Source organism: Brevundimonas sp. (assembly GCF_041648615.1).
Classification (GTDB): domain Bacteria; phylum Pseudomonadota; class Alphaproteobacteria; order Caulobacterales; family Caulobacteraceae; genus Brevundimonas.
Window position 1 is genome coordinate 113426 of sequence record NZ_JBAZOS010000003.1, and the last position, 22025, is coordinate 135450.

The 22025-nt window shown below is 68.3% G+C and carries 28 protein-coding genes and 1 other RNA gene; 9 read left to right on the top strand and 20 right to left on the bottom strand.

Annotated features, from left to right (window positions below; all coding sequences use genetic code 11):
• Positions 1 to 88: 88 nt before the first annotated feature.
• The gene (locus WC555_RS02795; protein WP_373250952.1) at positions 89 to 1471 is read left to right on the top strand and encodes an MATE family efflux transporter; all 1383 of its coding nucleotides are present in this window, start codon (positions 89 to 91) and stop codon (positions 1469 to 1471) included.
• Here WC555_RS02795 and parE read toward each other — a convergent pair whose 3' ends face one another.
• The 5 genes from parE to WC555_RS02820 all read right to left on the bottom strand — a co-directional run bounded on the left by parE (position 1472) and on the right by WC555_RS02820 (position 7957).
• Entirely contained in the window at positions 1472 to 3589 is a 2118-nt protein-coding gene (gene parE, locus WC555_RS02800; protein ID WP_373250954.1) for a DNA topoisomerase IV subunit B, read from the bottom strand. It lies immediately after the preceding gene.
• Positions 3552 to 4907, bottom strand: coding sequence for an O-antigen ligase family protein (locus WC555_RS02805; RefSeq protein WP_373250956.1), 1356 nt, complete (start codon positions 4905 to 4907; stop codon positions 3552 to 3554). Before WC555_RS02805 ends, parE begins: the two co-directional genes overlap by 38 nt.
• Before the next feature lie 45 nt (positions 4908 to 4952).
• On the bottom strand, positions 4953 to 5231 hold the full coding sequence (locus WC555_RS02810) for a type II toxin-antitoxin system RelE/ParE family toxin (protein WP_373250957.1): 279 nt from the start codon (positions 5229 to 5231) through the stop codon (positions 4953 to 4955).
• Positions 5228 to 5542, bottom strand: a complete 315-nt coding sequence (locus WC555_RS02815; RefSeq protein WP_373250959.1) for a hypothetical protein — start codon at positions 5540 to 5542, stop codon at positions 5228 to 5230. Before WC555_RS02815 ends, WC555_RS02810 begins: the two co-directional genes overlap by 4 nt.
• 78 nt (positions 5543 to 5620) lie before the next feature.
• Positions 5621 to 7957, bottom strand: a complete 2337-nt coding sequence (locus tag WC555_RS02820; protein WP_373250961.1) for an ATP-dependent helicase — start codon at positions 7955 to 7957, stop codon at positions 5621 to 5623.
• Between the two features lie 119 nt (positions 7958 to 8076).
• Between WC555_RS02820 and WC555_RS02825 the strand changes: the two genes are divergently transcribed.
• Together WC555_RS02825 and WC555_RS02830 are read left to right on the top strand one after the other, a co-directional pair.
• Positions 8077 to 8271 carry a hypothetical protein gene (locus WC555_RS02825; RefSeq protein WP_373250962.1) on the top strand — a complete coding sequence of 65 codons (195 nt, stop codon included), beginning with the start codon at positions 8077 to 8079 and terminating at the stop codon, positions 8269 to 8271.
• Positions 8272 to 8274: 3 nt separating this feature from the next.
• On the top strand, positions 8275 to 8586 hold the full coding sequence (locus WC555_RS02830; RefSeq protein ID WP_373250964.1) for a hypothetical protein: 312 nt from the start codon (positions 8275 to 8277) through the stop codon (positions 8584 to 8586).
• Between the two features lie 3 nt (positions 8587 to 8589).
• Here WC555_RS02830 and WC555_RS02835 read toward each other — a convergent pair whose 3' ends face one another.
• Genes WC555_RS02835 through WC555_RS02850 form a run of 4 tightly spaced genes read right to left on the bottom strand, consistent with a single transcriptional unit; the run spans position 8590 to position 11147 of the window.
• Entirely contained in the window at positions 8590 to 9306 is a 717-nt protein-coding gene (locus tag WC555_RS02835; protein ID WP_373250966.1) for an SIMPL domain-containing protein, read from the bottom strand.
• 43 nt (positions 9307 to 9349) lie between these two features.
• Positions 9350 to 9586 carry a ribbon-helix-helix domain-containing protein gene (locus WC555_RS02840; protein WP_373250968.1) on the bottom strand — a complete coding sequence of 79 codons (237 nt, stop codon included), beginning with the start codon at positions 9584 to 9586 and terminating at the stop codon, positions 9350 to 9352.
• Positions 9586 to 10083, bottom strand: a complete 498-nt coding sequence (locus WC555_RS02845; protein WP_373250970.1) for an isoprenylcysteine carboxyl methyltransferase family protein — start codon at positions 10081 to 10083, stop codon at positions 9586 to 9588. Before WC555_RS02845 ends, WC555_RS02840 begins: the two co-directional genes overlap by 1 nt.
• On the bottom strand, positions 10080 to 11147 hold the full coding sequence (locus WC555_RS02850; protein ID WP_373250971.1) for a type III polyketide synthase: 1068 nt from the start codon (positions 11145 to 11147) through the stop codon (positions 10080 to 10082). Before WC555_RS02850 ends, WC555_RS02845 begins: the two co-directional genes overlap by 4 nt.
• A gap of 107 nt (positions 11148 to 11254) precedes the next feature.
• Between WC555_RS02850 and WC555_RS02855 the strand changes: the two genes are divergently transcribed.
• Positions 11255 to 12010 (top strand): Coq4 family protein, encoded by a 756-nt coding sequence (locus tag WC555_RS02855; protein ID WP_373250973.1) that lies wholly within the window; start codon positions 11255 to 11257, stop codon positions 12008 to 12010.
• Between the two features lie 89 nt (positions 12011 to 12099).
• A complete protein-coding gene (locus WC555_RS02860) occupies positions 12100 to 13038 on the top strand; it encodes a DMT family transporter (RefSeq protein ID WP_373250975.1) in 939 nt (312 codons plus the stop codon).
• On the opposite strand, the gene WC555_RS02865 is transcribed toward WC555_RS02860, so the two are convergent.
• Both WC555_RS02865 and WC555_RS02870 read right to left on the bottom strand, forming a co-directional pair.
• A complete protein-coding gene (locus WC555_RS02865; protein ID WP_373250976.1) occupies positions 13035 to 13199 on the bottom strand; it encodes a hypothetical protein in 165 nt (54 codons plus the stop codon). The genes WC555_RS02860 and WC555_RS02865 overlap by 4 nt on opposite strands.
• A gap of 3 nt (positions 13200 to 13202) precedes the next feature.
• The gene (locus WC555_RS02870) at positions 13203 to 13379 is read right to left on the bottom strand and encodes a DUF4169 family protein (RefSeq protein ID WP_373250977.1); all 177 of its coding nucleotides are present in this window, start codon (positions 13377 to 13379) and stop codon (positions 13203 to 13205) included.
• Between the two features lie 72 nt (positions 13380 to 13451).
• On the opposite strand from WC555_RS02870, the gene WC555_RS02875 reads away from it, so the two are divergent.
• Together WC555_RS02875 and WC555_RS02880 are read left to right on the top strand one after the other, a co-directional pair.
• The gene (locus WC555_RS02875) at positions 13452 to 13685 is read left to right on the top strand and encodes a DUF2171 domain-containing protein (RefSeq protein ID WP_373250978.1); all 234 of its coding nucleotides are present in this window, start codon (positions 13452 to 13454) and stop codon (positions 13683 to 13685) included.
• Between the two features lie 100 nt (positions 13686 to 13785).
• Positions 13786 to 14187 carry a YccF domain-containing protein gene (locus WC555_RS02880; protein ID WP_373250979.1) on the top strand — a complete coding sequence of 134 codons (402 nt, stop codon included), beginning with the start codon at positions 13786 to 13788 and terminating at the stop codon, positions 14185 to 14187.
• Here the strand turns inward: WC555_RS02880 and WC555_RS02885 are convergent, their stop codons facing one another.
• The 4 genes from WC555_RS02885 to fumC are packed head-to-tail and all read right to left on the bottom strand — an operon-like array spanning position 14188 to position 16920.
• A complete protein-coding gene (locus WC555_RS02885; protein WP_373250980.1) occupies positions 14188 to 14919 on the bottom strand; it encodes an AAA family ATPase in 732 nt (243 codons plus the stop codon).
• Between the two features lie 2 nt (positions 14920 to 14921).
• Entirely contained in the window at positions 14922 to 15230 is a 309-nt protein-coding gene (locus WC555_RS02890) for a CcdB family protein (protein ID WP_373250981.1), read from the bottom strand.
• Positions 15227 to 15475 (bottom strand): type II toxin-antitoxin system CcdA family antitoxin, encoded by a 249-nt coding sequence (locus WC555_RS02895; protein WP_373250982.1) that lies wholly within the window; start codon positions 15473 to 15475, stop codon positions 15227 to 15229. The genes WC555_RS02890 and WC555_RS02895 overlap by 4 nt, the downstream gene beginning before the upstream one ends.
• 56 nt (positions 15476 to 15531) lie before the next feature.
• Positions 15532 to 16920, bottom strand: a complete 1389-nt coding sequence (gene fumC, locus WC555_RS02900) for a class II fumarate hydratase (RefSeq protein ID WP_373250984.1) — start codon at positions 16918 to 16920, stop codon at positions 15532 to 15534.
• Positions 16921 to 17012: 92 nt separating this feature from the next.
• Between fumC and WC555_RS02905 the strand changes: the two genes are divergently transcribed.
• Positions 17013 to 17375, top strand: a complete 363-nt coding sequence (locus WC555_RS02905; protein ID WP_373250986.1) for a RusA family crossover junction endodeoxyribonuclease — start codon at positions 17013 to 17015, stop codon at positions 17373 to 17375.
• On the opposite strand, the gene WC555_RS02910 is transcribed toward WC555_RS02905, so the two are convergent.
• The 5 genes from WC555_RS02910 to miaA all read right to left on the bottom strand — a co-directional run bounded on the left by WC555_RS02910 (position 17338) and on the right by miaA (position 20851).
• Positions 17338 to 18120, bottom strand: a complete 783-nt coding sequence (locus tag WC555_RS02910) for a C13 family peptidase (RefSeq protein ID WP_373250988.1) — start codon at positions 18118 to 18120, stop codon at positions 17338 to 17340. The genes WC555_RS02905 and WC555_RS02910 overlap by 38 nt on opposite strands.
• Before the next feature lie 59 nt (positions 18121 to 18179).
• The gene (locus tag WC555_RS02915; RefSeq protein WP_373250989.1) at positions 18180 to 18671 is read right to left on the bottom strand and encodes an SspB family protein; all 492 of its coding nucleotides are present in this window, start codon (positions 18669 to 18671) and stop codon (positions 18180 to 18182) included.
• A 185-nt stretch (positions 18672 to 18856) separates the two neighbouring features.
• Positions 18857 to 19224: a transfer-messenger RNA gene (gene ssrA, locus WC555_RS02920) on the bottom strand.
• A gap of 20 nt (positions 19225 to 19244) precedes the next feature.
• Positions 19245 to 19838: a hypothetical protein gene (locus WC555_RS02925; protein WP_373250991.1), complete on the bottom strand. Its 594-nt coding sequence runs from the start codon at positions 19836 to 19838 to the stop codon at positions 19245 to 19247.
• A gap of 110 nt (positions 19839 to 19948) precedes the next feature.
• Positions 19949 to 20851 carry a tRNA (adenosine(37)-N6)-dimethylallyltransferase MiaA gene (miaA, locus tag WC555_RS02930; RefSeq protein WP_373250993.1) on the bottom strand — a complete coding sequence of 301 codons (903 nt, stop codon included), beginning with the start codon at positions 20849 to 20851 and terminating at the stop codon, positions 19949 to 19951.
• 72 nt (positions 20852 to 20923) lie between these two features.
• On the opposite strand from miaA, the gene WC555_RS02935 reads away from it, so the two are divergent.
• On the top strand, positions 20924 to 21988 hold the full coding sequence (locus tag WC555_RS02935; protein ID WP_373250994.1) for an Mrp/NBP35 family ATP-binding protein: 1065 nt from the start codon (positions 20924 to 20926) through the stop codon (positions 21986 to 21988).
• Positions 21989 to 22025: the final 37 nt, after the last annotated feature.

Consider the following 22025-nt stretch of genomic DNA (forward strand, 5'->3'; position numbering starts at 1 on the left):
TATTTACCCGGGTAATATTGACGCCCATATATTGCCCGGGTAAATCCCTCGGAACGACGCGGTCCCGCGTCATGCCGCGAGACCGAAGATGCAACATGATCTGACCCAGGGATCGATCAGCCGGCGCCTCATCGGCATGGCGGCGTTCATCGGGCTCGGCCTGCTGTTCCAGACGCTCTATTTCCTGATCGACCTCTATTTCGTCGCCGGGGTGGGGCCGGACGCCATAGCGGGTGTCGGTCTGGCGGGAGTGGTCTTCTTTCTGGTGATGGCGGCGGCCCAGATGGTGGCGGTCGGCTCCCTGTCGCTGATCGCCCGCGGCATCGGGGCGAAGGACTTCACCCAGGTCGACGGCGTGTATCGCCAGTCCATGCTGATATCACTGGGGCTGTCGTCCCTGACCCTGATCGGCGGCTATGGCTTCGGCGGCATGGCCATCGGCGCGGTCGCGGCCGATCCCGAGACGGCGCGGCAGGGTACGGCCTATCTGCACGGCTTCCTGCCCGCGCTGGCGCTGATGTTTCCCACCGGAGCCATGGGGTCGGCGCTGCGGGCCGCGGGCGTGGTGCGGCCTACCATGCTGATCCAGTCGGGGACCGTCCTGCTCAACGCCATCCTGGCGCCGGTGTTGATCGCGGGCTGGGGATCGGGCCTGCCGCTGGGGACGTTCGGCGCGGGTCTGGCCAGCTCGCTGGCGGCGCTGGCGGGCTTCGTCGGTTCGGTGTGGGTGTTCGGACGCGTACAGACGCTGATGACCGGGCCGCTGCGCCTCGCCCGGCCCGACCGCGTCGTGCTGTCGCGCATCGTCGGCATCGGCCTGCCGTCGGCGGCGGAGTTCCTGTTGATGTTCCTCACCATGGGCATCGTTTATGCGGTGATCCGCAATTTCGGCGCCGAGGCCCAGGCCGGGTTTGGCGTCGGCTCGCGGGTCATGCAGTCGGTCTTTCTGCCAGCCATGGCCGTGTCCTTCGCAGTGGCCCCGGTCGCCGGCCAGAATTTCGGCGCGGGCCTGCCCGATCGCGTCCGACGCACCGTGCGGGACGCGGCGATTATCAGCTGCAGCCTGATGCTGGTCCTGACCATCGTCTGCCAGTGGGAGGCCCGCTGGCTGGTCGCACCCTTCACGCCCGATCCGGCGGTGGCCGAGGTGGCCGCGACCTATCTGCGCATCGTGTCGCTGAACTTCATCGCCACGGGCCTGATCTTCATCGCTTCCGGGACTTTCCAGGCGCTTGGCGACACCCGGCCGGCGCTGGTCGGCAGCGTGCTGCGCCTGACGGCCTTCGCGGGCGGCGCCTTCTGGCTGTCGCTCCAGCCGTGGACCCGGCTGGAGCATTTCTGGTGGTTGTCGGCGAGTTGCGGCCTGCTGCAGTGCCTGGTCTCGCTGTTCTTCCTTCAGCGGCAACTGCGGCTGAAGCTGACGGGTCTGGTTCCGCCCGCGCCGCAGCCAGTCACGGCTCCGGCTGCCTGATCACACGTCGAGATCAGCAACCACGAACTGGGCGTTGTCCTGGATAAACTGGAACCGGGCCTCGGCCTTCTTGCCCATCAGCCGTTCGACCAGATCCTCGATCTCGTCTTCCGAGGCCGGCACCGTGACCCGCGCGAGGGTGCGCTTCTTCGGGTCCATGGTGGTCTCCTTGAGCTGGGAGGCCATCATCTCGCCCAGGCCCTTGAACCGCCCGATCTCGACCTTCTTGCCCTTGAACACCGTGGCGATCAGCTCGTCGCGGTGAGCGTCGTCGCGGGCGTATTCCGACAGCGGCCCGGCGCTGATCCGGTAGAGCGGAGGCAGGGCCATGAACAGCCGGCCCTGACGGATGGTCTCGGGCATGGAGCGGTAGAAGAAGGTGATCAGCAGGGCCGCGATATGGGCCCCGTCCACGTCGGCGTCGGTCATGATGACGATCCGCTCGTAGCGCAGATCCTCGATGTTGAACCGGCTGCCCGGCTGGACCCCCAGCGCCAGCGCCAGGTCGGACAGTTCGATGTTGGCGCGCAGCTTGTCGGCCGTGGCCGAGGCGACGTTCAGGATCTTGCCGCGCAGGGGCAGGATGGCCTGGGTGGTGCGGTCGCGCGCCTGTTTGGCCGAACCGCCGGCCGAGTCGCCCTCGACGATGAACAGCTCGGTGCCGTTGGCCGACTGGCGCGAACAGTCCGACAACTTGCCGGGCAGGCGCAGCTTGCGCGTGGCCTGGGCCCGCTGGACCTCCTTGTCCTTGCGCCGCTTCAGGCGGTCCTCAGCCCGCTCGATGACAAAGCCCAGCAAGCTGTTGGCTTGTTTGGGACTTTCGGTCAGCCAGTGATCCAGGGGATCGCGCAGCAGCTGCTCGACCAGACGCTGGGCGTCGGGGGAGGACAGGCGGTCCTTCGTCTGGCCCTGGAACTCGGGATTGCGGATGAACACCGAGATCATCGCCCCGGCGTTGGCGATGACGTCTTCCGCCGTGATCAGACCGGCGCGTTTGTCATTGGTCAGCTCGCCATAGGCCTTCAGGCCCTTGACCAGGGCGGCGCGGAAGCCGGCCTCGTGCGTGCCGCCGTCGGGCGTCGAGACGGTGTTGCAGTAGGAGGAGACGAAGCCGTCGGCCTCGCCGAAGCCGATCGGCGACCAGGTCACGGCCCATTCGACGGCCCCGGCCTCGCCCTTGCGCTCGACGCGGCCCGAGAAGGCCGGGGTGACCGTCTCCAGATCGCCGATCCGCTCGGCCAGGGCGTCGGCCAGGCCGTTGGGGAAGTGGAACACCGCCTCGGTCGGGGTGTGGTCGGTGATGCGTTCGGCGGCGCAGGACCAGCGGATCTCGACGCCGCGGAACAGATAGGCCTTGGACCGGGCCATGCGGAACAGCCGCGCCGGCTTGAACGCCGCGCCGACGCCGAAGATCTCCTCGTCCGGCTTGAACCGGATCAGGGTGCCCTTCTTCTTCGACGGCGGACCCTGGACGATGGAGCCGAGCGGCAGGCCGCGGCTGAACGACTGTTTCCACTCATGGCCGTCGCGCCAGACGGTGACGTCCAGCTGTTCGCTCAGGGCATTGACGACGCTGACGCCGACGCCATGCAAACCGCCTGATGTTTCATAGGCCTTGCCGGAAAACTTGCCGCCCGAGTGCAGGACGGTCATCACCACTTCCAGCGCCGATTTGCCCGGATGTTTGGGGTGCGGATCGACCGGAATGCCGCGGCCGTCGTCGCGAACGGACAGCCAGCCCCCGGCGTCAAGATCGACGGTGATCAGCCTGGCGTGGCGGGCCACGGCCTCGTCCATCGCATTGTCGAGGACTTCGGCGAACAGGTGGTGCAGGGCCCGTTCGTCGGTGCCGCCGATATACATGCCGGGGCGTTTGCGGACCGGCTCCAGCCCCTCCAGCACCTCGATCGAGGAGGCGGAATAGCTGCCGGGGAGGGGCGGCGCGGACGGCGCGACGGGCGAGGGGGTCCGCACCGGCTCAGGTTCCGGCTTCGGCGCGGCGGCCTGCGGCGTCAGGGCCGGCTCGGGGGCCGGTTCAGGCGTGGAGACGGGATCGGCGGGACGCGGTTGCGTCGGCTCGTCATCGAACAGCGAAAGGAGGTCGGCGGACTGGCCCATGCGGATACTGTGCGGCGATTCGGGAGCCGGTCTGGTAGGCCCCGCCGCGCTTCTCCACAAGCGGCACGGCCGCCGCAGCGGGCGACGGCAGGACCGCCCGGGTCAGGACGGCGAGGAACAGCACCCAGGGCAGGCTCTGGTGCTGCACCAGAATGCTCTCCGACAGGCTCAGCACGAAGAAGGCGGCCAGGAAGCCCAGCGCCCACCACCCCTCGCGGGCGCCCGAGCCCATCGAGCGCAGGACCGCGATCACGGCCGTCGTCGCCATCAGCACCCCGACCAGAATCGCGCCGGGCCAGCCCAGCTGGACCAGCAGGTCGATCCAGCCGTTGTGGGCGCTGGGCACGGTCCAGCCGGTCTCCTTGCGCACCCAGTCGGCGGGGACGGATTCCCCGACCCGGCCCCAGAAGGCGCCGTAGCCGTATCCGGTCCACGGCCGGTCGGCGACCTTGCGCATCAGGCTGTCCCAGATCTCGGTGCGGCCGGTCAGCGACGGGTCCTTGCCCAGCGCCTCCAGCACCGCGACCGAATGGGTCTCCCAGGTCCACAGGCCGATCCCCGCCAGCACCACGGCGGCCCAGACGGCCACGACCGTGAAGGCCGCGCCGCCGCGCTTCATCGACCAGAAGCCGCCGACGACGCCGAGCCCGACGACGAGGCACAGCAGGGAGGTCTTGGACTGGGTGGCCAGCACGAGGATCGACGCGAGGCCGAGCGCGATCGCGGGCAGCAGGCGGCGCGGGTCGGGCGAGGCGAGGCAGGCGGCCGAGGCCGTCGCCCCGATGACCATGACGGCCCCCATCTGGTTCTTCTCGTACCACAGGCCGCGCCACAGGCCGGCGTTATCGTACTGGTGCACGCCGATGGACGGGAAGGCGAACACCATCACCAGACTGCCCACCGCCATCAGCAGGGCGGCGTGCATCAGCAGGCGCGGCAGGTGCGGGCCGCGGAACACGGCGCCCAGATACAGGGCGAAGACGCTGCTGATGGCCAGGGCGATGACCCGCCGGCTGGTCACGCCATAGTCGATCGACCAGTATTTCGAGGCGAAGGCCAGACCGACCACGGCGACCATGGCCAGCATCGCCGGCCAGGCCCGCCACAGTCGGTCGATGCGATACGCCGCCATGCCGAAGATGGCCGCATACGCCGGCAGCCAGACCAGCCGCAGCACCGGCGTCTCTTCCTGCAACGGCGCGAACACGGGCCCGATCAGGGCGCCGGTCAGCATGGCGATCAGGCCGATGCAGATCACCCGCTCCCAGAGGCCGGGGGCGGGCTCGGTCAGGACCGTGTCTGAACGGGATTCGCGCACCGGCGCAGGGTGGGCGAACCGGCTTAACGAAGGGTTGGGGTGAGTTCAGCGCCGGTCCTGACGGCTGTGAAAGATGCGCTGGACGACAAGGGTGCGGCCTGATCGCCGATACCGGATCACGAAGCCGTCGCGGCCGAACTGAACCGTCTTCTCGCGCGCTTCCGAACCGACGGCCGTTCCCATGTCGGGGAAATTCGACAACAGGTCGATGACCTCCACGATCCGGAGGGCGGCGGATCGGCCCGCGATGGGAGAGTGTTCCTTCAACCATCGCACCTGGGTCTCGAAATCGAGCTCCGCCTGCGGCGACAGAATGACCTTCATTCAGCCTTGCCGAAGGTCTTGTCGATCAGCGCCACGAACTCAGGCCTGACCTCGCTCCATGGCCGTCCGACCTCGTTCAGGTCGTGGTTGGCGGCGTTGTCCTCGTGGGGATCTCCGCCCTCGTCCGTTGCGCTCGTCCAGGCGCGGGCCGGCTCACCGACTCCGGGAGAGGCGGGGAGGTCATCATCGGCGGGTATCCACGTCTCAAGCATCGACTCGGCCATGCGCTCGGGCGTGACGCCCGCCCGTCGGGCGGCCTCGGCCAGCTTCAGGAAGGCGTCATCGTCCAGCTTGAGGGTGAAGGTCGCCATGGCGGGGAATGTGACATGGCGTCGAGGAGGGGGCCAGCGGCTGCGATCCGAGATTGTGAACCGGTGAGATTTCGCTTCTCAGGCCTTCTCCACGAAGCTGTCGATCACCTTCTTTTCCCCGGCCTTCTCGAACGCGACGAGCAGCTTGTTGCCCTCGATGCCGGTGATCAGGCCGTAGCCGAACTTCTGGTGAAAGACCCGTTCGCCCTTCGACCAGTCGCCGCCCGCCTTCGGATCCGCCGTCGCCACCAGCCTTCCATCGCCTTCGATCAGGGTGTGCCGCGCCGGCCTGGCCGCCGGCGCCCGGCCGGCCGTGAACGACTGCGCCCGTTTCCAGCCCGGCGAGGAATAGCCGCTGCCGAAGGTCGGCATGTCGTCCCAGCGGCTCTTGGCGTCCTTCATGCCGGGGGTGACGCCATAGTACCCCGTGTCGCTCTCGGCCTCGACGTGGGCCATGGGCAGTTCGTCGACGAAGCGGCTGGGCAGCTGCGAGGTCCAGCGGCCGTACACCAGCCGGTTGGCCGCGAACGAAATCCGCGCGTCGGACTTGGCCCGGGTCACCCCGACATAGGCGAGGCGGCGTTCCTCCTCGAGGCCCTTTTCGCCCTTCTCGTCTATGCTGCGCTGGCTGGGGAAGACGCCTTCCTCCCAGCCCGGCAGGAAGACCAGCGGGAACTCCAGCCCCTTGGCCCCGTGCAGGGTCATGATCTGCACCGCGTCGTCCGAACCGCCGCGATCCAGGTCCATGACCAGCGAGACGTGCTCCAGATAGGCGGGCAGGGTCTCGAACTGCTGCATGGATTGCGTCAGCTCCTTGAGGTTATCCAGTCGCGTCTGGCCGGTGGCCCGATCGGCCTTCTGCATGTCGGTGTAGCCGCTCTCCTCCAGAACGGCCTCGGTCAGCTCCCAGTGGGTGGTGGTCTGGGCGAGCGCGCGCCAGCGGTCGATGTCGCGCACGAAATTGGACAGGGCGGTCCGCGTCCGCGCCTGGAGCTCGTCCGACGTGATCAGGTCGCGCACCGCGCTCATCGCCGAAACGCCCGACAGCCGCGCGATCTGCAGCACCTTCTGCACGCTGGTGTCGCCGATGCCGCGCTTGGGCGTATTGACGATCCGCTCGAAGGCCAGATCGTCGTCCTCGGACAGGATCAGCCGCAGATAGGCGTGGGCGTCGCGGATCTCGGCCCGTTCGAAGAAGCGCGGCCCGCCGATGACCTTGTAGGGCACGGCCAGCAGCACGAACCGTTCCTCGAAGGCGCGCATCTGGAACGAGGCCCGGACCAGCACGGCCATGTCGCTGTAGGCCACGCCCTCGCGCCGGGCCGTCTCGATCTCGTCGGCGATCAGCCGGGCCTCGGCCTCGCCGTCCCAGACGCCGCGCACCCGGACCTTGCCGCCGCTCAGGTCCTCGGTCCACAGCGTCTTGCCCAGCCGGTCGCGGTTGGCGGCGATCAGGCCCGAGGCCGCTCCGAGAATATGCTGTGTTGACCGGTAGTTGCGCTCCAGTCTTATGACCTTGGCTCCGGGAAAATCGCGTTCGAAGCGCAGGATGTTGTCCACCTCGGCGCCGCGCCAGCCGTAGATCGACTGATCGTCGTCGCCGACGCAGCAGACGTTTCCGGTCGACGACGTCAGCAGCCGCAGCCACAGATACTGGGCGACGTTGGTGTCCTGGTATTCGTCGACCAGGATATAGCGGAACCGTCGGCGATATTCCTCCGCGATATCCGCATGTTTTGACAGAATCGTCAGATTATGCAGCAACAGGTCGCCGAAGTCGCAGGCGTTCAGACTGACCAGCCGCGCCTGATAGGCGGCGTAGAGGGCATGGCCCTTGCCGTTGGCGAAATCCTCGGACGGCGGCAGTTTCTCCGGCGTCCAGCCGCGGTTCTTCCAGTGATCGATCAACCCGTTCAGGGATTTGGGCGTCCAGCGCTTGGTGTCGAGGCCTTCCGCCTCCAGCACCTGTTTGCAGACCCGCTCCTGATCGTCGGTGTCGAGGATGGTGAAGGTCGACTTCAGCCCGACCATCTCCGCATGCCGCCGCAGGATCTGGGCGGCGACGCTGTGGAAGGTGCCCAGCCAGCGCAAGCCCTCGGCGGAAGGGCCGATCAGATGGGTGATCCGCTCGCGCATCTCGCGCGCGGCCTTGTTGGTGAAGGTGACGACCAGCAGCTCCCACGGCCGGGCGCGGCCCGTGGCGAGGATGTGGGCCAGCCGGGTGGTCAGCACGCGCGTCTTGCCCGTGCCCGCGCCGGCCAGCACCAGGACGGGGCCGTCGACCGTCTCCACCGCCTCGCGCTGTTCGGGATTGAGGCCCGCCAGATAGTCGGCCGCCGCCGGCTCGACGCCATTGGGGCCGCGCGAACGGGCGAGGTCGGAAATACGGGGGGCGGGGGCGTCAGGCAGACTCATCGGCGGAACATAAGGTGCACGGAGCCGGATGTCAGCGGCGGCGTGCGCCGGACCGCCCGGAACCGTGAAGCGTCGCCGTCGTTCCCGCTGCATCAGAAACCCGGGGAAGGGACCCACACATGGTCGAGAACACCAACAATACGAGCGGCGGCGGCAACACGGGCCTCGCCTTCATCGTCGGCGGCATCGTCGTCGTCCTGGCCATCGTGGCCTATTTCGTCTTCGCCCGCGGCGGCGCGCCCGAGACCAAGGACGTCAATGTCGACATCAGCCTGCCGGAAGTCTCGGCCCCGGCCGCTCCGGCCGCGAACTGACCGATGACCGATCCGAACGTAACGCCTCCCGTGGAGCCGACGCCGCGGACCGAGGTGCATCACACCACCATCAACAATCCTGCTCCGGCGCGCAGCGGCGGCGGCTGGATCGGCTTTCTGGTCGGCGGCCTGGTCGTCGTGGTGCTCATCATCGCCTTCGTCGTCTTCTCGAACGGCGGCATGAGCCCGGGCAAGGACACGAATGTCGACATCAACGTCGACCTGCCTGACGCCCCGAAGATGCCGGACCTTCCGGACGTCCCGGCGGTCGAGCCGCCGAGCGTTCCCGGCCCGGAGCCGGTGGCGGAAAACTGATCGTCAGCGCAGGCGGTAGCTGATGGTGGTCACGACCCGGATCTTCTTGTCCGGGGACTGGCTTTCATCGCCGATCTCGTCGCGGGCGAGGATCTCGAACGAGCCCTGCGTCGCCTGACGAATCGGACCGAGCGGCGCGCCCGAATCCTGGGCGAACCGCTCGGCGCCGGTGCGGGCGGCGGCGGTGGCCTCGGCGATCATGGCGGGACGGACGCTGTTCAGCCCGGTGAAGACATAGGTGGGACCGGAGAAGTCCTGCAGCACCACCCCCTGACGCACCAGGTCGTTCAGCGCCCGGGTCGTGGCCTGGACGCGGTCCACGTCGGTCGTCCGGACGATCACGGTCTGGGCCAGGATGAAGCGCGGCCCGCCGGTCTGGTTGGCGTATTCCCGCGACCGCGTATCCGCCACCTCGAGCCGGCCCAGCGACACCGCGGCGGCCGGATAGCCCTGGGCCGTCAGAAAGGCGCGCACGATGGCCAGGTCGCCGTCGATCCGGCCCTGAACCTCGGAGAGAACATCGCCGGAGGCGGTGAACCGCAGCGGCAGGACGGCCAGATCGGCCTTCACATTGCGCTCGGCCAGCCCCCGGACGCTGACGGACCGGTCGCCGACCCGGGCGTTGACGATCCCCTGTCCGATCAGGGCGCCGCCGCCCAGCATGCCGAGGGCCAGCAGGCCGCCCGCGACCGCGGCGGGGATCAGTTTTTCATTGGCCATGACGACGCCTCCGGAATGAAGGATGCGCCAACCCCCGCCGCTGTCAATCAGTGGACTCCTGTTCGGCGAAAGATCGGTCTCCGCCCGCCCAGGCCAAAGCCAGAAGCCGGCAGGCCGAGGCGAGGGGGGTGCGGCCCCGCCGCTCGTCGATCCGCTTCATCAGGCCGGCCTGCGAGAGGCCCGCGGCGACCGCGATCTGGTCCAGCACGGTCCAGAAGGCCGGTTCCAGCGCCACCGAGGTCGCGTGGCCCGACAGGGAGACGGAGCGTTTCTTGAGCATCAGCCGCGGCGGTCCTGCAGGGCGCGATCTTCCACCCGGATGCGCCATGCGACCAGTAGCGCGTTGGCCATGGTCCAGGCCAGCGCGATCCAGACCTGGCCGAACACCAGAGGCAGGACGAGGATTTCCAGCGACGCGACCACATAGTTCGGGTGGCGCACGAAGCGGTAGGGGCCTCTTGTCTCCAGCGGAGCGCCGGGCAGGGTGATGATCCGCGTGGTCCAGAACCGTCCCAGCGTCCCGATGATCCAAAGCCGGCCGAACTGCAGCACGACATAGAGCGTCAGCCACCAGGGATTCGGGACGGCCGTCCACGGCGTGACGATCGCGATCGCCGCCAGCCAGCTGGCGTGCAAAACGACGAACAGCGGATAGTGGGCGGCGCCGACCTCGACCGCGCCCTCGGCCAGCAGACGCTTCGTGTTGCGGTCCGCCAGCCAAAGCTCCCACAGCCGCTGCGCCGCGACGAGGCCGAGCACCAGCCACAGCCACATCATGGGGACACCAGCATCAGGCCCGCGGTGAAGCCGGGCCCCAGGGTGGTCAGCAACAGGGGGCCTTTCACGCCATCGTCCAGCATGGCCTTGAGCACGAACAGCACCGTGGCCGCGCTCATGTTGCCGTGATCGCGCAGGATGGCGCGGGTATGGGTCAGCGCGCCGTTGGAAAGGTCGAAACAGGCTTCAAGCGCGTCGATGACCTTGGCGCCGCCCGGATGACAGACGAAGCCGCCGATGTCCGCGGGCGTCAGGCCCTGGCCGGCCAGGAAGTCCATCGCCACGGGCCGGAAATCGTTCTGGACCAGGGTCGGGATGTCGCGGCTGAACACGACCTTGAGCCCGTCGTCGGCCACGTCCCAGCCCATGACGTCCAGGCTGTCCGGCCAGGTGTGTTCGCGGCTGGCGCCGAGGGCGGGGCCGGCCGCGTCCTCGCGGCAGCTGATCACGGCCGCAGCGCCGCCGTCGCCGAACAGGGCGGTGGCGACCAGATTGCTCTTGGATCGATCCTTCGCCCGGAACGTCAGCGCGCACAGTTCGACGACCAGCAGCAGGACCCGCTCGTCGGGACGCGCCCGCGCCAGATCGGCCGCGCGCGCCAGTCCGACGACCCCGCCCGCGCAGCCCAGGCCGAAGATCGGCAGCCGCCGCACATCCGGACGGAAGGGCATCACCTGCATCAGCCGGGCGTCCAGCGCCGGCGTCGCGATGCCCGTGGTGCAGACCACCACGATGGCGTCGATGTCGCGCGCCTCGAGCCCGGCCTGATCCAGCGCCTTGCCGGCGGCCTCCGCCAGCACCTTGACCGCATTCTCGAGGAACAGGTCGTTGCGTTCGGAGAAGCTGTGCGGCTTCAGATACCATTCGATCGGGACGCAGGAGTGCCGCGTCTCGATCAGGGCGTTGCGATAGATGGGTGCCAGCCGTTCGAACCCGCCGTGGGTCGTGGCGAACATCTCTGCGCCATTGGCGGCGACGTCTTCCTGGCGCAACTCATGGGGCGGCCAGGCCAGGGCAAGGGACTGGAGCCGGGCGACGGGCGCTGTTGAAGCAGGAGCATTCATCGAGGCGCGGCTTTCAAACAATGTTATCGTAGATAACCCAAGGTGCGCGCCGGCGTTCCCACCTGGCTCGCACTTCGCTACACTTCTCGCCTTATCCGGATCGCGCCATGACCCTGACCGCCGACGTCGACGACTTCCGCAAGATCCGTCCGCAGGGACTGCGTCCGCTGACGGCCCTTCGCGCCTTCCAGCGGCTGATCCGGGACAAGGAGGACACCGTCCAGGTGTTCCGGATCATGCAGGCGCTCAGCGGCCGGTCTGTCTCCCGCGGCTATCAGAGGATGCTGTCGACCATGGAGGGCGGCCGCCAGGCCTTCCTGCACGAGGAACTGGCGCACAAACTCGACGATCCCGTCTGGCTGGCCCGGTTCGGGCCCGGCTCCGTCGGCGCGCACTACCGCGCCTTCCGCGAGGCGCGCGGCTTCACGGCCGACGGCCTGGCCGAGGTCGAGCGCGAGGTCGTGCCCTTCATCGATGCTCCGCATCCGATTCTCTGGTACTCGCGCCGCCTGCGCGACATCCATGACATCTGGCACGTCCTGACCGGCTATGGGACCGACGCCCTGGGCGAGGCCTGCGTGGTCTCCTTCTCCTATGGCCAGACACAGAATCTGGGGTTCGCCTTCATCGGCTGGGGCGCGGCGCGGGAAATCCAGCGCGAAGCCCGGTCGGTGCCCGCGCGCCGGGCGGTCTGGCAGGCCTGGCGTAACGGCAGGGCCGCGCGCTGGCTGCCCGGGCTCGACTACGAGGCCCTGTTTGATCAGCCGCTGGAGGCGGTGCGGACACGGCTCGGCATCCGTCCGGCGACCGTCTACCAGTCGGTGCCCGCCGAGGTCCGCGCGGGGCTCAAGCTTCGCGCCTGACCGGCCGCCGCCGTTGACACAAGTCCGCCTTGTGCCAACGGCCGATAACCCGGCTTGTCGCCGGCCGCGGTGCAGTCCATGTCCGGCGGATGTCCTCCCCGGTTGAAGTCCCGCCCGTCGTTCGCCCGCCCCTGTCCCCGGCGACGATTCTCGGCATCGCCGGCGTCATCATCTGCGCCACGATCTGGGGCACCACCTGGTACGCCATCACCCTGCAGCTGGGGACCGTGCCGCCGCTGGCCTCCATCGTCTGGCGCTTCGGCCTGGCGTCGGCCGTCCTGTTCCTCGGCTGCCTGATCGCGCGCAAGAACCTGCGCCTGACCCGCGCCCAGCATCTGGCGGCCCTGGGGCAGGGGGCCTTCGCCTTCTCGATCAGCTACAGCTTCACCTACGCCGCCGAGGGCCATGTGGCCTCGGCCATCGTCGCGGTCACCTTCGCCTCCCTGACCTTCCTCAATCTGGTTCTGTTCCGGCTCGCCGCCGGCCAGAAGGCGGCGGCGGCCTCATGGGGCGGCGCCATCCTGGGCCTGTTCGGCGTCGCCGTGCTGTCGGGCGGCGAGGTGCTGAGCGCGGGCTTCGACGGTCGGGCGGCGCTCGGCGTCGGCCTCGCCCTCATCGCCACCACGGCCTCGGCCTTCGGCAATTTCTTCGCCTGGCGGGGCCAGACCCGCGGCTCGGAAGCCATTCCCGCGACCGCCTGGGCCATGGCCTACGGAACCGGCCTGCTGGCGCTTTTCGGCCTGGCCACGGGGGTCGAGTTCAGCATCGACCCGACCTTCACCTATGTGGGCTCGCTGCTCTATCTGTCGATCCTGGGTTCGGTGATCGCCTTCGGCCTCTACTTCACCATCGCCCGGACCATCGGCTACGCCATGGCCAGCTATATCTCGGCCCTGACGCCGCCGATCGCCATGCTGGTCTCGGTGCTGTTCGAGGGCGCCCATTTCGGCTGGACGGCGCTGGTCGGGTTGCTGCTGGTGCTGTCCGGCCAGGCGCTGCTGATCCGCGCGCCCAGGGTGTCGACCTAGCGGAACCAGCCGCGCTTCGGTTTCGATCGGGGCGTCGTCGGGTCCCCGGCCTTCTTCGCCGCCTCGGCCTGCCGCCGATCGCGTTCGGCCTTGACCCGCATGGCGACCAGAACGGGAATCAATCCGTGCCTGATGCGCGGGTTCTGACGCGGGTCGGCCATGGCTCAGTCCTCCAGCTTCGACCCGTCCAGCAGCCGCTCGATCCGGGCCCGCTCCTTGTCGGCCGCCGCGCGATCCGCTTTCGACTGCCCGTGACCGGCGCGGTTCGTGGTCGCCGCGGTCCTGGCCTCCGCCTTCGCGCGCGCCTTGCGCGCCTTGTTCAGATTGATGACCTCGCCCATCCACGGTCTCCGCCCTGCAACCCGACCGGCGGTCAGGCGATTGTTCCCGACGATCAACCGTCAGGAGGACCCATGGTAGACCCGTCTCAAATCCGCGAACACCTCGAAGTCGTCGGCTCCGACGGCGAGCATGTCGGCCGCGTCGATCACGTCATCGGCGACCGGATCGAACTGGCGAAACTCGATCTCGCCGGCGGCTTCAAACACCATCTGATCCCGGTCAGCTGGGTCGGTCACGTCGACGAGCACGTGCACCTGACCCTCACCCGCGATGAGGCCAGGGCGCGCTGGACAGAGAAGCAGTAGGCCCGGCTTACCGCGAATTCACGAAGGCCCCGCTGCTATCGGCGGGGCCTTCGCCTATCTAGGAGACAGCGTCCGTCGGGACGCGTGGGAGACGACCGCCTTGATCCGCCTGATCCTGAACATCCTGTGGCTTATCTTCGGAGGCTGGATTTCCGGCCTGCTGTGGCTGCTCGGGGGCGCGATCCTGGCCCTGACCGTGGTCGGCCTGCCGTGGACCTTCGCCGCCTGGCGCATCGCCAGCTACTCCTTCTGGCCCTTCGGCCGCGAGGTGGTGTGGCGCGACGAGTTCACCGGCCGCGAGGACCTGGGCACGGGTTGCCTCGGCGTCGGTCTGAACGTGATCTGGTTCCTCTTCGCCGGCTGGTACATCGCCCTGTCGCACCTGATCATCGCCGTGGCCGAGTTCATCTCCATCATCGGCATTCCCTTCGCGCTGAAGGATCTGGAGCTGGCCAAGCTGGCCCTCGCGCCGATCGGACGCACGATCCGCGACAAGCCCTGATCAGTCGCCGGCCAGCAGCACGTCGAGATAGGTGTCGCGCCGGTTCAGAAAGCCCCGCGTCACCTGAAAATGCTCGGTGTCCTCATAAGCGACACGCTCCAGTCCGTGGGTCGAGGCCTGATAGAGCCACGCATCGGGATAGCCGAGGATAATCGGCGAATGGGTGGCGATGATGAACTGCGACCCGTGCAGGACAAGCTCGTGCATCCGCGCCAGAAACGACAGCTGCCGGGTCGGCGACAGCGCCGCCTCCGGCTCGTCCAGGATGTACAGCCCGTCGCCCGTGAAGCGGTTGTCGAACAGGTTGAAAAAGCTTTCGCCGTGCGACTGTTCGTGCAGACCGGTCTGGCCGGACCGGCCGGTTCCGGACTCCTCCAGATAGCTGGCGGTGTTGAAGAAGCTCTCGGCCCTGAGGAAATAGCCGTCCTTCGCCTTCACCGGCGCCCGCACCGGCCGGACGAACCGGTGCAACGGCGAGTGCGAGGCGCGGGTCGAGAACTGGTGGTCCTTCGATCCGCCTTCGGCGTTGAAGCCCCAGGCGATGGCCAGGGCCTCGATCAGCGTCGACTTGCCCGCCCCGTTCTCGCCGACGAGGAAGGTCACCCGCGGATGGAAGACGAGGGTCTCCAGCGCCTTCAGGACCGGCAGGTTGAACGGATAGACATCCTCATCCCACCCCTCGCGCCGCTCGAAGCGCGCCTCGATCCAGTAGGGGCGGGTGAGGGCGGTCACGATCAGAAGCCTGTGAACAGCCGGTCGAGGGCGCGGCGGATGTCGTCTTGATGAGCGATGAGGGAATTTCTCGGCCTGCCCAGATGGCTGCTTCGTATGGCGGCCATGCCGATCACGCTGACCACGTATCGCTCCCCGTTGATCGTCACGCCGACATCAAACTCGCTCGGTTGCAGCCTGCCGTCGTGCACGACTGGCGCGACAATGACCTCTTCCAGTCTCAGGAATAGATGGGACGACAGAAGAACGATGAACGGAGCGACTTCGCGAAGCGGGGCGGCCGGGTTCTCAAAAACGTCGAACTGCTTCACAGCCACCAAGGGCGAAGATGATCAGAGAGCAGTCCGTGTTCTCTGATAAAATCGTTGTGAATCTTGATCGCCTCGGCGTTCTCTTCCGCCCAGCGTTTCGCCCGGGCCTCGGCCCCCGCCGGATCGACCTTCTGCAGGTGCAGCCGAAGCTGGACCTCGCTCATGCCGGCGATGGAGATGCCGAGCCGCTGGGCCTGCTCGACCAGGTCCGGCTCAATCCCGATGTTCAGCTCGACCTTGCCCATGGGCGAAGGCTACCCCGAAACGCGGTTCCTCGCCACCAACCCGAAGTAGGCGCTGATCACCCCGGCGAGATCATCTTCTCGGGCCGCACCGCCTCGTCGAACTCGGCGTCGGTGAGATAGCCGCCGCCGACGGCCTCCTCGCGCAGGGTGGTGCCGTTCCTGTGCGCGGTCTTGGCGATCTTCGCGCAGGCGTCATAGCCCAGCCGGCCGTTCAGGGCGGTGACCAGCATCAGCGAATTGTCGAGGCCGCGCTTGATGTTGTCCTCGCGCGGCTCGATGCCGACGACGCAGTTGTCGGTGAAGCTGATCGCGGCGTCCGCCATCAGCCGCACGGACTGCAGGAAGTTGTAGGCCATCACCGGGTTGAAGACGTTCAGCTCGAAATGTCCCTGCGAGCCGGCGAAGGTCACCGCCGCGTGATTGCCGAACACCTGGACGCAGACCTGGGTCAGGGCCTCGCACTGGGTCGGATTGACCTTGCCCGGCATGATCGAACTGCCCGGCTCGTTTTCCGGCAGGGCCAGTTCGCCCAGGCCGGACCGTGGGCCCGAACCGAGGAAGCGGATGTCGTTGGCGATCTTGAACAGCGAGGCCGCCACCGTGTTGATCGCGCCGTGGCTGAAGACCATGGCGTCATGCGCGGCCAGGGCCTCGAACTTGTTGGGCGCCGTGACGAAGGCCAGGCCGGTGATGGCGGCGATCCGCTCGGCCACCTGTTCGGCGAAGCCCACGGGCGCGTTCAGGCCGGTGCCGACGGCGGTGCCGCCCTGGGCCAGCTCCATCAGCTTGGGCAGGGTCAGCTCGATCCGCTCGACGCCGTTGGCGACCTGCTGGGCGTAGCCGCCGAACTCCTGGCCCAGCGTCAGGGGCGTGGCGTCCTGGGTATGCGTCCGCCCGATCTTGATGATGTGGGCCCAGGCCCTGGCCTTGGCGTCCAGCGCCGCGTGAAGATGCTTCAGCGCCGGCAGCAGGTCGTTGACCACCTGTTCGGCGCAGGCCACGTGCATGGCCGTCGGATAGGTGTCGTTCGACGACTGGCTCATATTGACGTGGTCGTTGGGATGGACCGGCTTTTTCGAGCCCATCTCGCCGCCCAGCATCTCGATGGCGCGGTTGGAGATCACCTCATTGGCGTTCATGTTCGACTGGGTGCCCGAGCCGGTCTGCCAGACCACCAGCGGGAAGTGATCGTTCAGCTTGCCGGCGATGACCTCGTCGGCCGCCTTGACGATGGTGGCGCCGATGGCCGGATCCAGCTTGCCCAGGGCCATATTGGTTTCGGCGGCGGCGCGCTTGACGATGCCCAGGGCCCGGACGATCGGCAGGGGCTGCTTCTCCCAGCCGATCCTGAAATTGCCCAGCGACCGCTGCGCCTGGGCGCCCCAGTAGCGGTCGGAGGCGACCTCGATGGGGCCGAAGGTGTCGGTTTCGGTGCGGTTCGTCATGGTCGGCGCGGCTCTTCGGACGTGGCGGGAGGGTGCGCGGCGGTGTAGCACGGAGCCGCGCGCGAACAAGGCGCAGGGGCGAGGACGGCTGAATGACCGCGGGCTGGATCGGCATCGGAAAGGTCCGCGCGCGGGAGACCGCCGAGGCCGTCGAGATCACCATCGACGGCCTGACCACCCAGGCCAAATACTACAAGCCGCTGGTCTATGAGTTCATGCGCAAGGAGTGGTCGTCGCGCCCTTCATACGGCGACTACACGGTCGAGATCCTGATGGAGCACGTCGGCGATCCGCCGTGGATGGACCTCGACAACCTCGCCAAGGCCCTGCTCGACGCCATCAAGGGCTATCTGTTCCACGACGACGCCCAGGTCGCCCGCCTGCTGGTCGAACGCCGCGAGGGCGAGCGTGAGCGGATCACGATCCGGGTCTTCCCGCGCCCGTCGGCCGGCTGAACCGCAACGTCGGCAGGCGCAGCTGCATCTCCGAGCCGACGAACAGCTGGGGTTCGGACGTCAGGTCGACCGCGTGTTCCTGTTCCTTGCGCGCCACGCAGGATCGCGCGCCCGCGGCCAGGGCGAGGAAGTCCGTCGCCGTCGGCAGGGTCTCCAGGATGCAGCCGTCGAACCACGGATACGACTCGTCCGCGCCGCACCCGAACGACGTCCGCTCGCGGCTGGCGGCGGTCAGCACCATCCGGTTGGGCGCCGACAGGGCGTTGACGAAGATGCCTGAATAGCAGGCCGAAACGATCACCACGGTCGGTCGCGCGCCGCAGGCTCGACGGACGATGTTGACCATCATGTCGGGCGTCATCCGCGGGGCGTCGCCGAACACCATGGCGGTCGGGACGCCATGCGAGGTGAAGTACAGCAGGCATCCGGCGCTCCCCCGCGCCGCCGCGTCATAGAGGCCATTCAGCACCGTCTCCGGCGTTGCGGGATTCGGGGCGTCAGGCCTCAGGCTGTAGTCGACCATGGTGGCGCGGGGAAAGCCGGCGTCGAGGAACCCCTTCACCAGATCGCGGCGCGCATTGTCGAAGGCCCGGATCGGCCGGCCGCGTCCATCGCGCCAGTCGGCGGCGATGATGGCCGAGGTCCAGCCTTCGAACCGGTTGGACGAGGTGTGCGAGGCCTGCGCCCCGGCCGGGGAGGCGAGGGCGATCCACACCGCCAGCACGATGACAAACACCCGTCCCATGACCGCGTCCCGGTTCCGAACAGGCCGAGGTTAGCCGACCCCATGGGAAGGGGAAGGGTCTATTTCTTCCGGAACTGGTCCAGCGAGACGACCTTCGGGCCGTCGTCGCCCGTGTCGACGGGTTCGGTGCGGGCCGGTTCGGTCGCGGCGATCTCCGCGGCGATCTCTTCCACCGTGGCCGGCGCCTCGAACTGCAGCAGGAATTGCACCGACGGGTCGTAGAAGCGGGTCACGGCCGTATAGGGCATGGCCAGGACCTTCGGCATGCCGCCGAACTTCAGCATGACCGAGAATTTCGTCGGCTCGACCTTCAGGTCCCAGTACTGGTGCTGCAGGACGACGGTCATCTCGTCCGGGTATTTGGCCATGACGTCGGGCGGCACGCTGACGCCGGGCGCCCGCGTCTTGAAGGTGATGTAGAAATGGTGCGCGCCGGGAATGCCCTCGGGCAGGGCGGCCCGTTCGAGCGCCGAGCGAATGACGCCGCGCAGGGCGTCCTGCGCCAGTTGCTCGTAGTGCATCTCGTCGACTGGGGGAGTTTCGTCGGCCATGGGTCGCCTCGATGGTTCGCGCGACTGATAGCGGCGCCGGACGGCGGGCGAAAGATGGCGACGTGGTGAAAACGCCGGGATTCTGTCTGGCGGTGCACAGCTGGATGTCGAGGGAAGGCGCCAGGGGTTCTGTTGGCGGGCCCCCCGCATCTTCCAAAAGAAGAGGAGGGCGCGTCCCTGAGATAGGTGGAGGGCTTCTGTTGGCAGGCGCCCTCCGGGCCCCGCCCCGGGAACTGATCCCCGAGGACTTAAGTGTTCGAAATCACCCGAACCGCTTACGCGGCGAGAGCGACTTCTCCAGCGAAGTTATCGTTCGCAGTTAGAAAATGGCCCGATACGGTGGGCCAGGACGGGCGAAAGCAGTCTTCTTTACACGTCCGTCGATGCTAGTCGGCCCCATGCTCGCTCCGCCGATAACGCGGGGAAGAAATGGTGGAGCCGCCGGGAATCGCACCCGGGTCCGGTCCGCTTATTACAAGCGCGTTTATCGCCATAGTCCGGAGCAAGCCCCGGCAAGACCAATATAGGGGCTCCGGCCCCGCCTTCCAAGGTCCGAAGTGGGACTGTCGCAGGTCAGTCGTCGTCGCCCTCGCGCAGGGCCCGGCGCGACACCTCCAGCGCCTCGCGATAGGCCTCGCCGTCGCCGAAATCGCCGAACCCGGCGTAGCGGCCGTGGGCCCCCATCAGCCGCCGGGTGTGCTTGATCGGGCACCAGTACTGTTCGGTGCGCGCAGCGACCTCGCGGACATAGGCGATGACCCCGTTCACATAGGAGCAGTAGGCGCAGTTCAGCTTCTCGAGGGCGTTCAGATACGGCAGGCCGGTCCGGTCGAAGATCATGTATCGGCCCCTCGGGACCTGCGGAATGCCGTACACGCGGAAGCAGATCGCCTGGTAGATCGACACCCACAGATCGGCCACGGCGAACGGCAGGATCAGGGAATAGATCACCGGGGCGGTCACCACATACAGCAGCGGCGCGCCCAGAATATATTTCATCAGGTGGACGCGGCGCTCCTCGAGCCGGCGCACCGCCTCTTCCTCGAACCGGGCCCGGCCATGCTCCAGCCCGAACCGGAAGCCCGAGCGCTGCCGCGAGAATTCGGCCGCCAGATCATGCTCCAGCGCCCGGATCTGCTCGATGAGGGAATCGACCCGGTTCGTCATGCGCGCTCTCGAAGTTCGCGCGCGCAACGGAACGGTCCGGGGCGACGTCACGCTGGCGGATGCGACCGCCGCACCCTCGCTCCTGCATAGCATCCGCCGCGAGCGGCGTCTCAGGGCGCGGGCGCGTGGACCTCGCCGGGCCCCGGATGCCGTTCCCATCCGGGAGTCTGGTTCCTGAACCAGGTCAGTTGCCGCTTGGCGTAGTTGCGCGTCGCCTGTCGCGTCGCCTCCACCGCCTGCTCCAGCGTCGTCAGGCCCGACAGATGGCGGGCGAACTCGCGCACCCCGACCGCCTTCATCGCCGGCAGGTCGGGCGCCAGACTCCGTGCGACGAGGGCCCGGACCTCCTCAAGCGCGCCGCCTTCGACCATCTGCGCCACGCGGGCGTCGCAGCGGGCGTACAGAGCCTCCCGTTCCGGCTCGACCACCAGCCCGGTCCAGGAGTCCGGGGCCAGCAGGGGCGAGGTGTCCGCCGTCCAGTCGCTGAGCGAACGTCCGGTGTGCGCGGCCACGGCCCAGGCCCGGGTCAGCCGCTGCCGGTCGCCGGCCTCGATGCGCGCCGCCGCAGCCGCGTCCACCTCGGCCAGACGACGGCGAAGGGCGGCCTCGCCCTCGGCGTCGAACATCGCGCCGGCCGCGTCGCGGATCTTGACCGGAATCTCCGGAATATCCGCCAACCCCTTGGTCAGAGACGTGAAATACAGACCTGTTCCGCCCACCAGCAGGACAGGCCGCCCCTGATCCGCCTGCTCGGCAAGGATCGGCAGCGCCGCCCGGCTCCATCGTCCCACCGACCAGGCGTCCGCCGCATCGGCCACGCCGTACAGCCTGTGTTCGGCCCGCGCCTGATCCTCCGCCGAGGGCCGCGCGCTCAGGACGGTCAGATCGGCGTAAAGCTGCTGGCTGTCGGCGTTGACGATCAGGGCCCCCGTGCGCCCGGCCATCTCCAGCGCCAGCCGCGACTTGCCCGAGGCGGTCGGGCCGGCGATCAGGGTGATGAGGGGTCGGGGCAAATGCGGGCTCGCGGGCAGGGGTCTCCGGCGATAGAACGCAGGCCTCGCCCCCGCAACCTGGATTGACCCGTCTTGCCCGACCGCGCCGCCGTCCTCGCCGCCCTCGACGCCGTCCTCGATCCGAAGACCGGGCAGGGGCTGGTCGCCGCCGGCCTCGTGCAGGGGCTGACGATCGCCGAGGACCGCGCCGGCTTCGTCATGGAGGTGCCGACCGCCGACGCCGCCCTCTACGCCCCCGTCCGTGACGCCGCCGAGGCCGCGCTAAAAGCGCTGCCGGGCATGGCGCGCGTCTCCGTGGTGCTGTCGGCCGAGGCGATCACGACCCCGACGCGCCGGGCGTCCCTGTCGCCCCAGGCCGTCGACCAGACCCGGCCCCGGGCGCCCGTCGCCACCGACCGGCCCGCCCACGTCCGCCGCGTCCTCGCCATCGCCAGCGGCAAGGGCGGGGTCGGCAAGTCCACCGTCGCCGTCAATCTCGCCGCCGCCTTCGCCGCGCGCGGCCTGTCCGTGGGCCTGCTGGACGCCGACGTCCATGGCCCCTCCCTGCCGACCATGCTGGGGATGGCGGGAAAGCCCGAATACCGCGACGGCAAGATGGAGCCGCATCGCGTCCACGGCCTCAGGGCCATGTCCGTCGGCCTGTTGACCGACGCCTCCGACGCCATGATCTGGCGCGGCCCCATGGCCTCCCAGGCCCTGACCCAGATGCTGACCCAGACCCGCTGGGGAACCGGGGACGCGCCCCTGGACATCCTCATCGTCGACCTGCCGCCCGGCACCGGCGACGTCCAGCTGACCCTGATCCAGAAGACGCCGCTGGACGGGGCCGTCATCGTCTCGACGCCCCAGGAGGTCGCCCTCGCCGACGCCCGCCGCGGCCACCGGTTGTTCGAGAAGGTCGGCGTCCCGACCCTGGGCCTGATCGAAAACATGACTGGCCCCGTGTTCGGCGAGGGCGGAGCGCGCGCCGAGGCCGGGCGTCTGTCCATCCCCTTCCTGGGCTCCCTGCCTCTGGACGCCGCCTTCCGCGAGGGCGGCGACGCCGGCGTGCCGGCGGTTCTGGTCCCGACGAATCGCGACCTCGCCGCCCGCTTCGACGGCATGGCCGCGGTTCTCGCGGAAAAACTGGGTCTCTAAGGGTTTCCAAACGAAACTGTAATCGCCACCTTGTCGG

Excerpts from the sequence above, each read along its gene's own strand:
- WC555_RS02795 (WP_373250952.1), top strand. The coding sequence starts at position 89 with ATGCAACATGATCTGACCCAGGGATCGATCAGCCGGCGCCTCATCGGC.
- parE (WP_373250954.1), bottom strand. The coding sequence starts at position 3,589 with ATGGGCCAGTCCGCCGACCTCCTTTCGCTGTTCGATGACGAGCCGACG.
- WC555_RS02810 (WP_373250957.1), bottom strand. The coding sequence starts at position 5,231 with ATGAAGGTCATTCTGTCGCCGCAGGCGGAGCTCGATTTCGAGACCCAG.
- WC555_RS02815 (WP_373250959.1), bottom strand. The coding sequence starts at position 5,542 with ATGGCGACCTTCACCCTCAAGCTGGACGATGACGCCTTCCTGAAGCTG.
- WC555_RS02820 (WP_373250961.1), bottom strand. The coding sequence starts at position 7,957 with ATGAGTCTGCCTGACGCCCCCGCCCCCCGTATTTCCGACCTCGCCCGT.
- WC555_RS02825 (WP_373250962.1), top strand. The coding sequence starts at position 8,077 with ATGGTCGAGAACACCAACAATACGAGCGGCGGCGGCAACACGGGCCTC.
- WC555_RS02830 (WP_373250964.1), top strand. The coding sequence starts at position 8,275 with ATGACCGATCCGAACGTAACGCCTCCCGTGGAGCCGACGCCGCGGACC.
- WC555_RS02835 (WP_373250966.1), bottom strand. The coding sequence starts at position 9,306 with ATGGCCAATGAAAAACTGATCCCCGCCGCGGTCGCGGGCGGCCTGCTG.
- WC555_RS02840 (WP_373250968.1), bottom strand. The coding sequence starts at position 9,586 with ATGCTCAAGAAACGCTCCGTCTCCCTGTCGGGCCACGCGACCTCGGTG.
- WC555_RS02845 (WP_373250970.1), bottom strand. The coding sequence starts at position 10,083 with ATGATGTGGCTGTGGCTGGTGCTCGGCCTCGTCGCGGCGCAGCGGCTG.
- WC555_RS02850 (WP_373250971.1), bottom strand. The coding sequence starts at position 11,147 with ATGAATGCTCCTGCTTCAACAGCGCCCGTCGCCCGGCTCCAGTCCCTT.
- WC555_RS02855 (WP_373250973.1), top strand. The coding sequence starts at position 11,255 with ATGACCCTGACCGCCGACGTCGACGACTTCCGCAAGATCCGTCCGCAG.
- WC555_RS02860 (WP_373250975.1), top strand. The coding sequence starts at position 12,100 with ATGTCCTCCCCGGTTGAAGTCCCGCCCGTCGTTCGCCCGCCCCTGTCC.
- WC555_RS02865 (WP_373250976.1), bottom strand. The coding sequence starts at position 13,199 with ATGGCCGACCCGCGTCAGAACCCGCGCATCAGGCACGGATTGATTCCC.
- WC555_RS02870 (WP_373250977.1), bottom strand. The coding sequence starts at position 13,379 with ATGGGCGAGGTCATCAATCTGAACAAGGCGCGCAAGGCGCGCGCGAAG.
- WC555_RS02875 (WP_373250978.1), top strand. The coding sequence starts at position 13,452 with ATGGTAGACCCGTCTCAAATCCGCGAACACCTCGAAGTCGTCGGCTCC.
- WC555_RS02895 (WP_373250982.1), bottom strand. The coding sequence starts at position 15,475 with ATGGGCAAGGTCGAGCTGAACATCGGGATTGAGCCGGACCTGGTCGAG.
- fumC (WP_373250984.1), bottom strand. The coding sequence starts at position 16,920 with ATGACGAACCGCACCGAAACCGACACCTTCGGCCCCATCGAGGTCGCC.
- WC555_RS02905 (WP_373250986.1), top strand. The coding sequence starts at position 17,013 with ATGACCGCGGGCTGGATCGGCATCGGAAAGGTCCGCGCGCGGGAGACC.
- WC555_RS02910 (WP_373250988.1), bottom strand. The coding sequence starts at position 18,120 with ATGGGACGGGTGTTTGTCATCGTGCTGGCGGTGTGGATCGCCCTCGCC.
- WC555_RS02915 (WP_373250989.1), bottom strand. The coding sequence starts at position 18,671 with ATGGCCGACGAAACTCCCCCAGTCGACGAGATGCACTACGAGCAACTG.
- WC555_RS02925 (WP_373250991.1), bottom strand. The coding sequence starts at position 19,838 with ATGACGAACCGGGTCGATTCCCTCATCGAGCAGATCCGGGCGCTGGAG.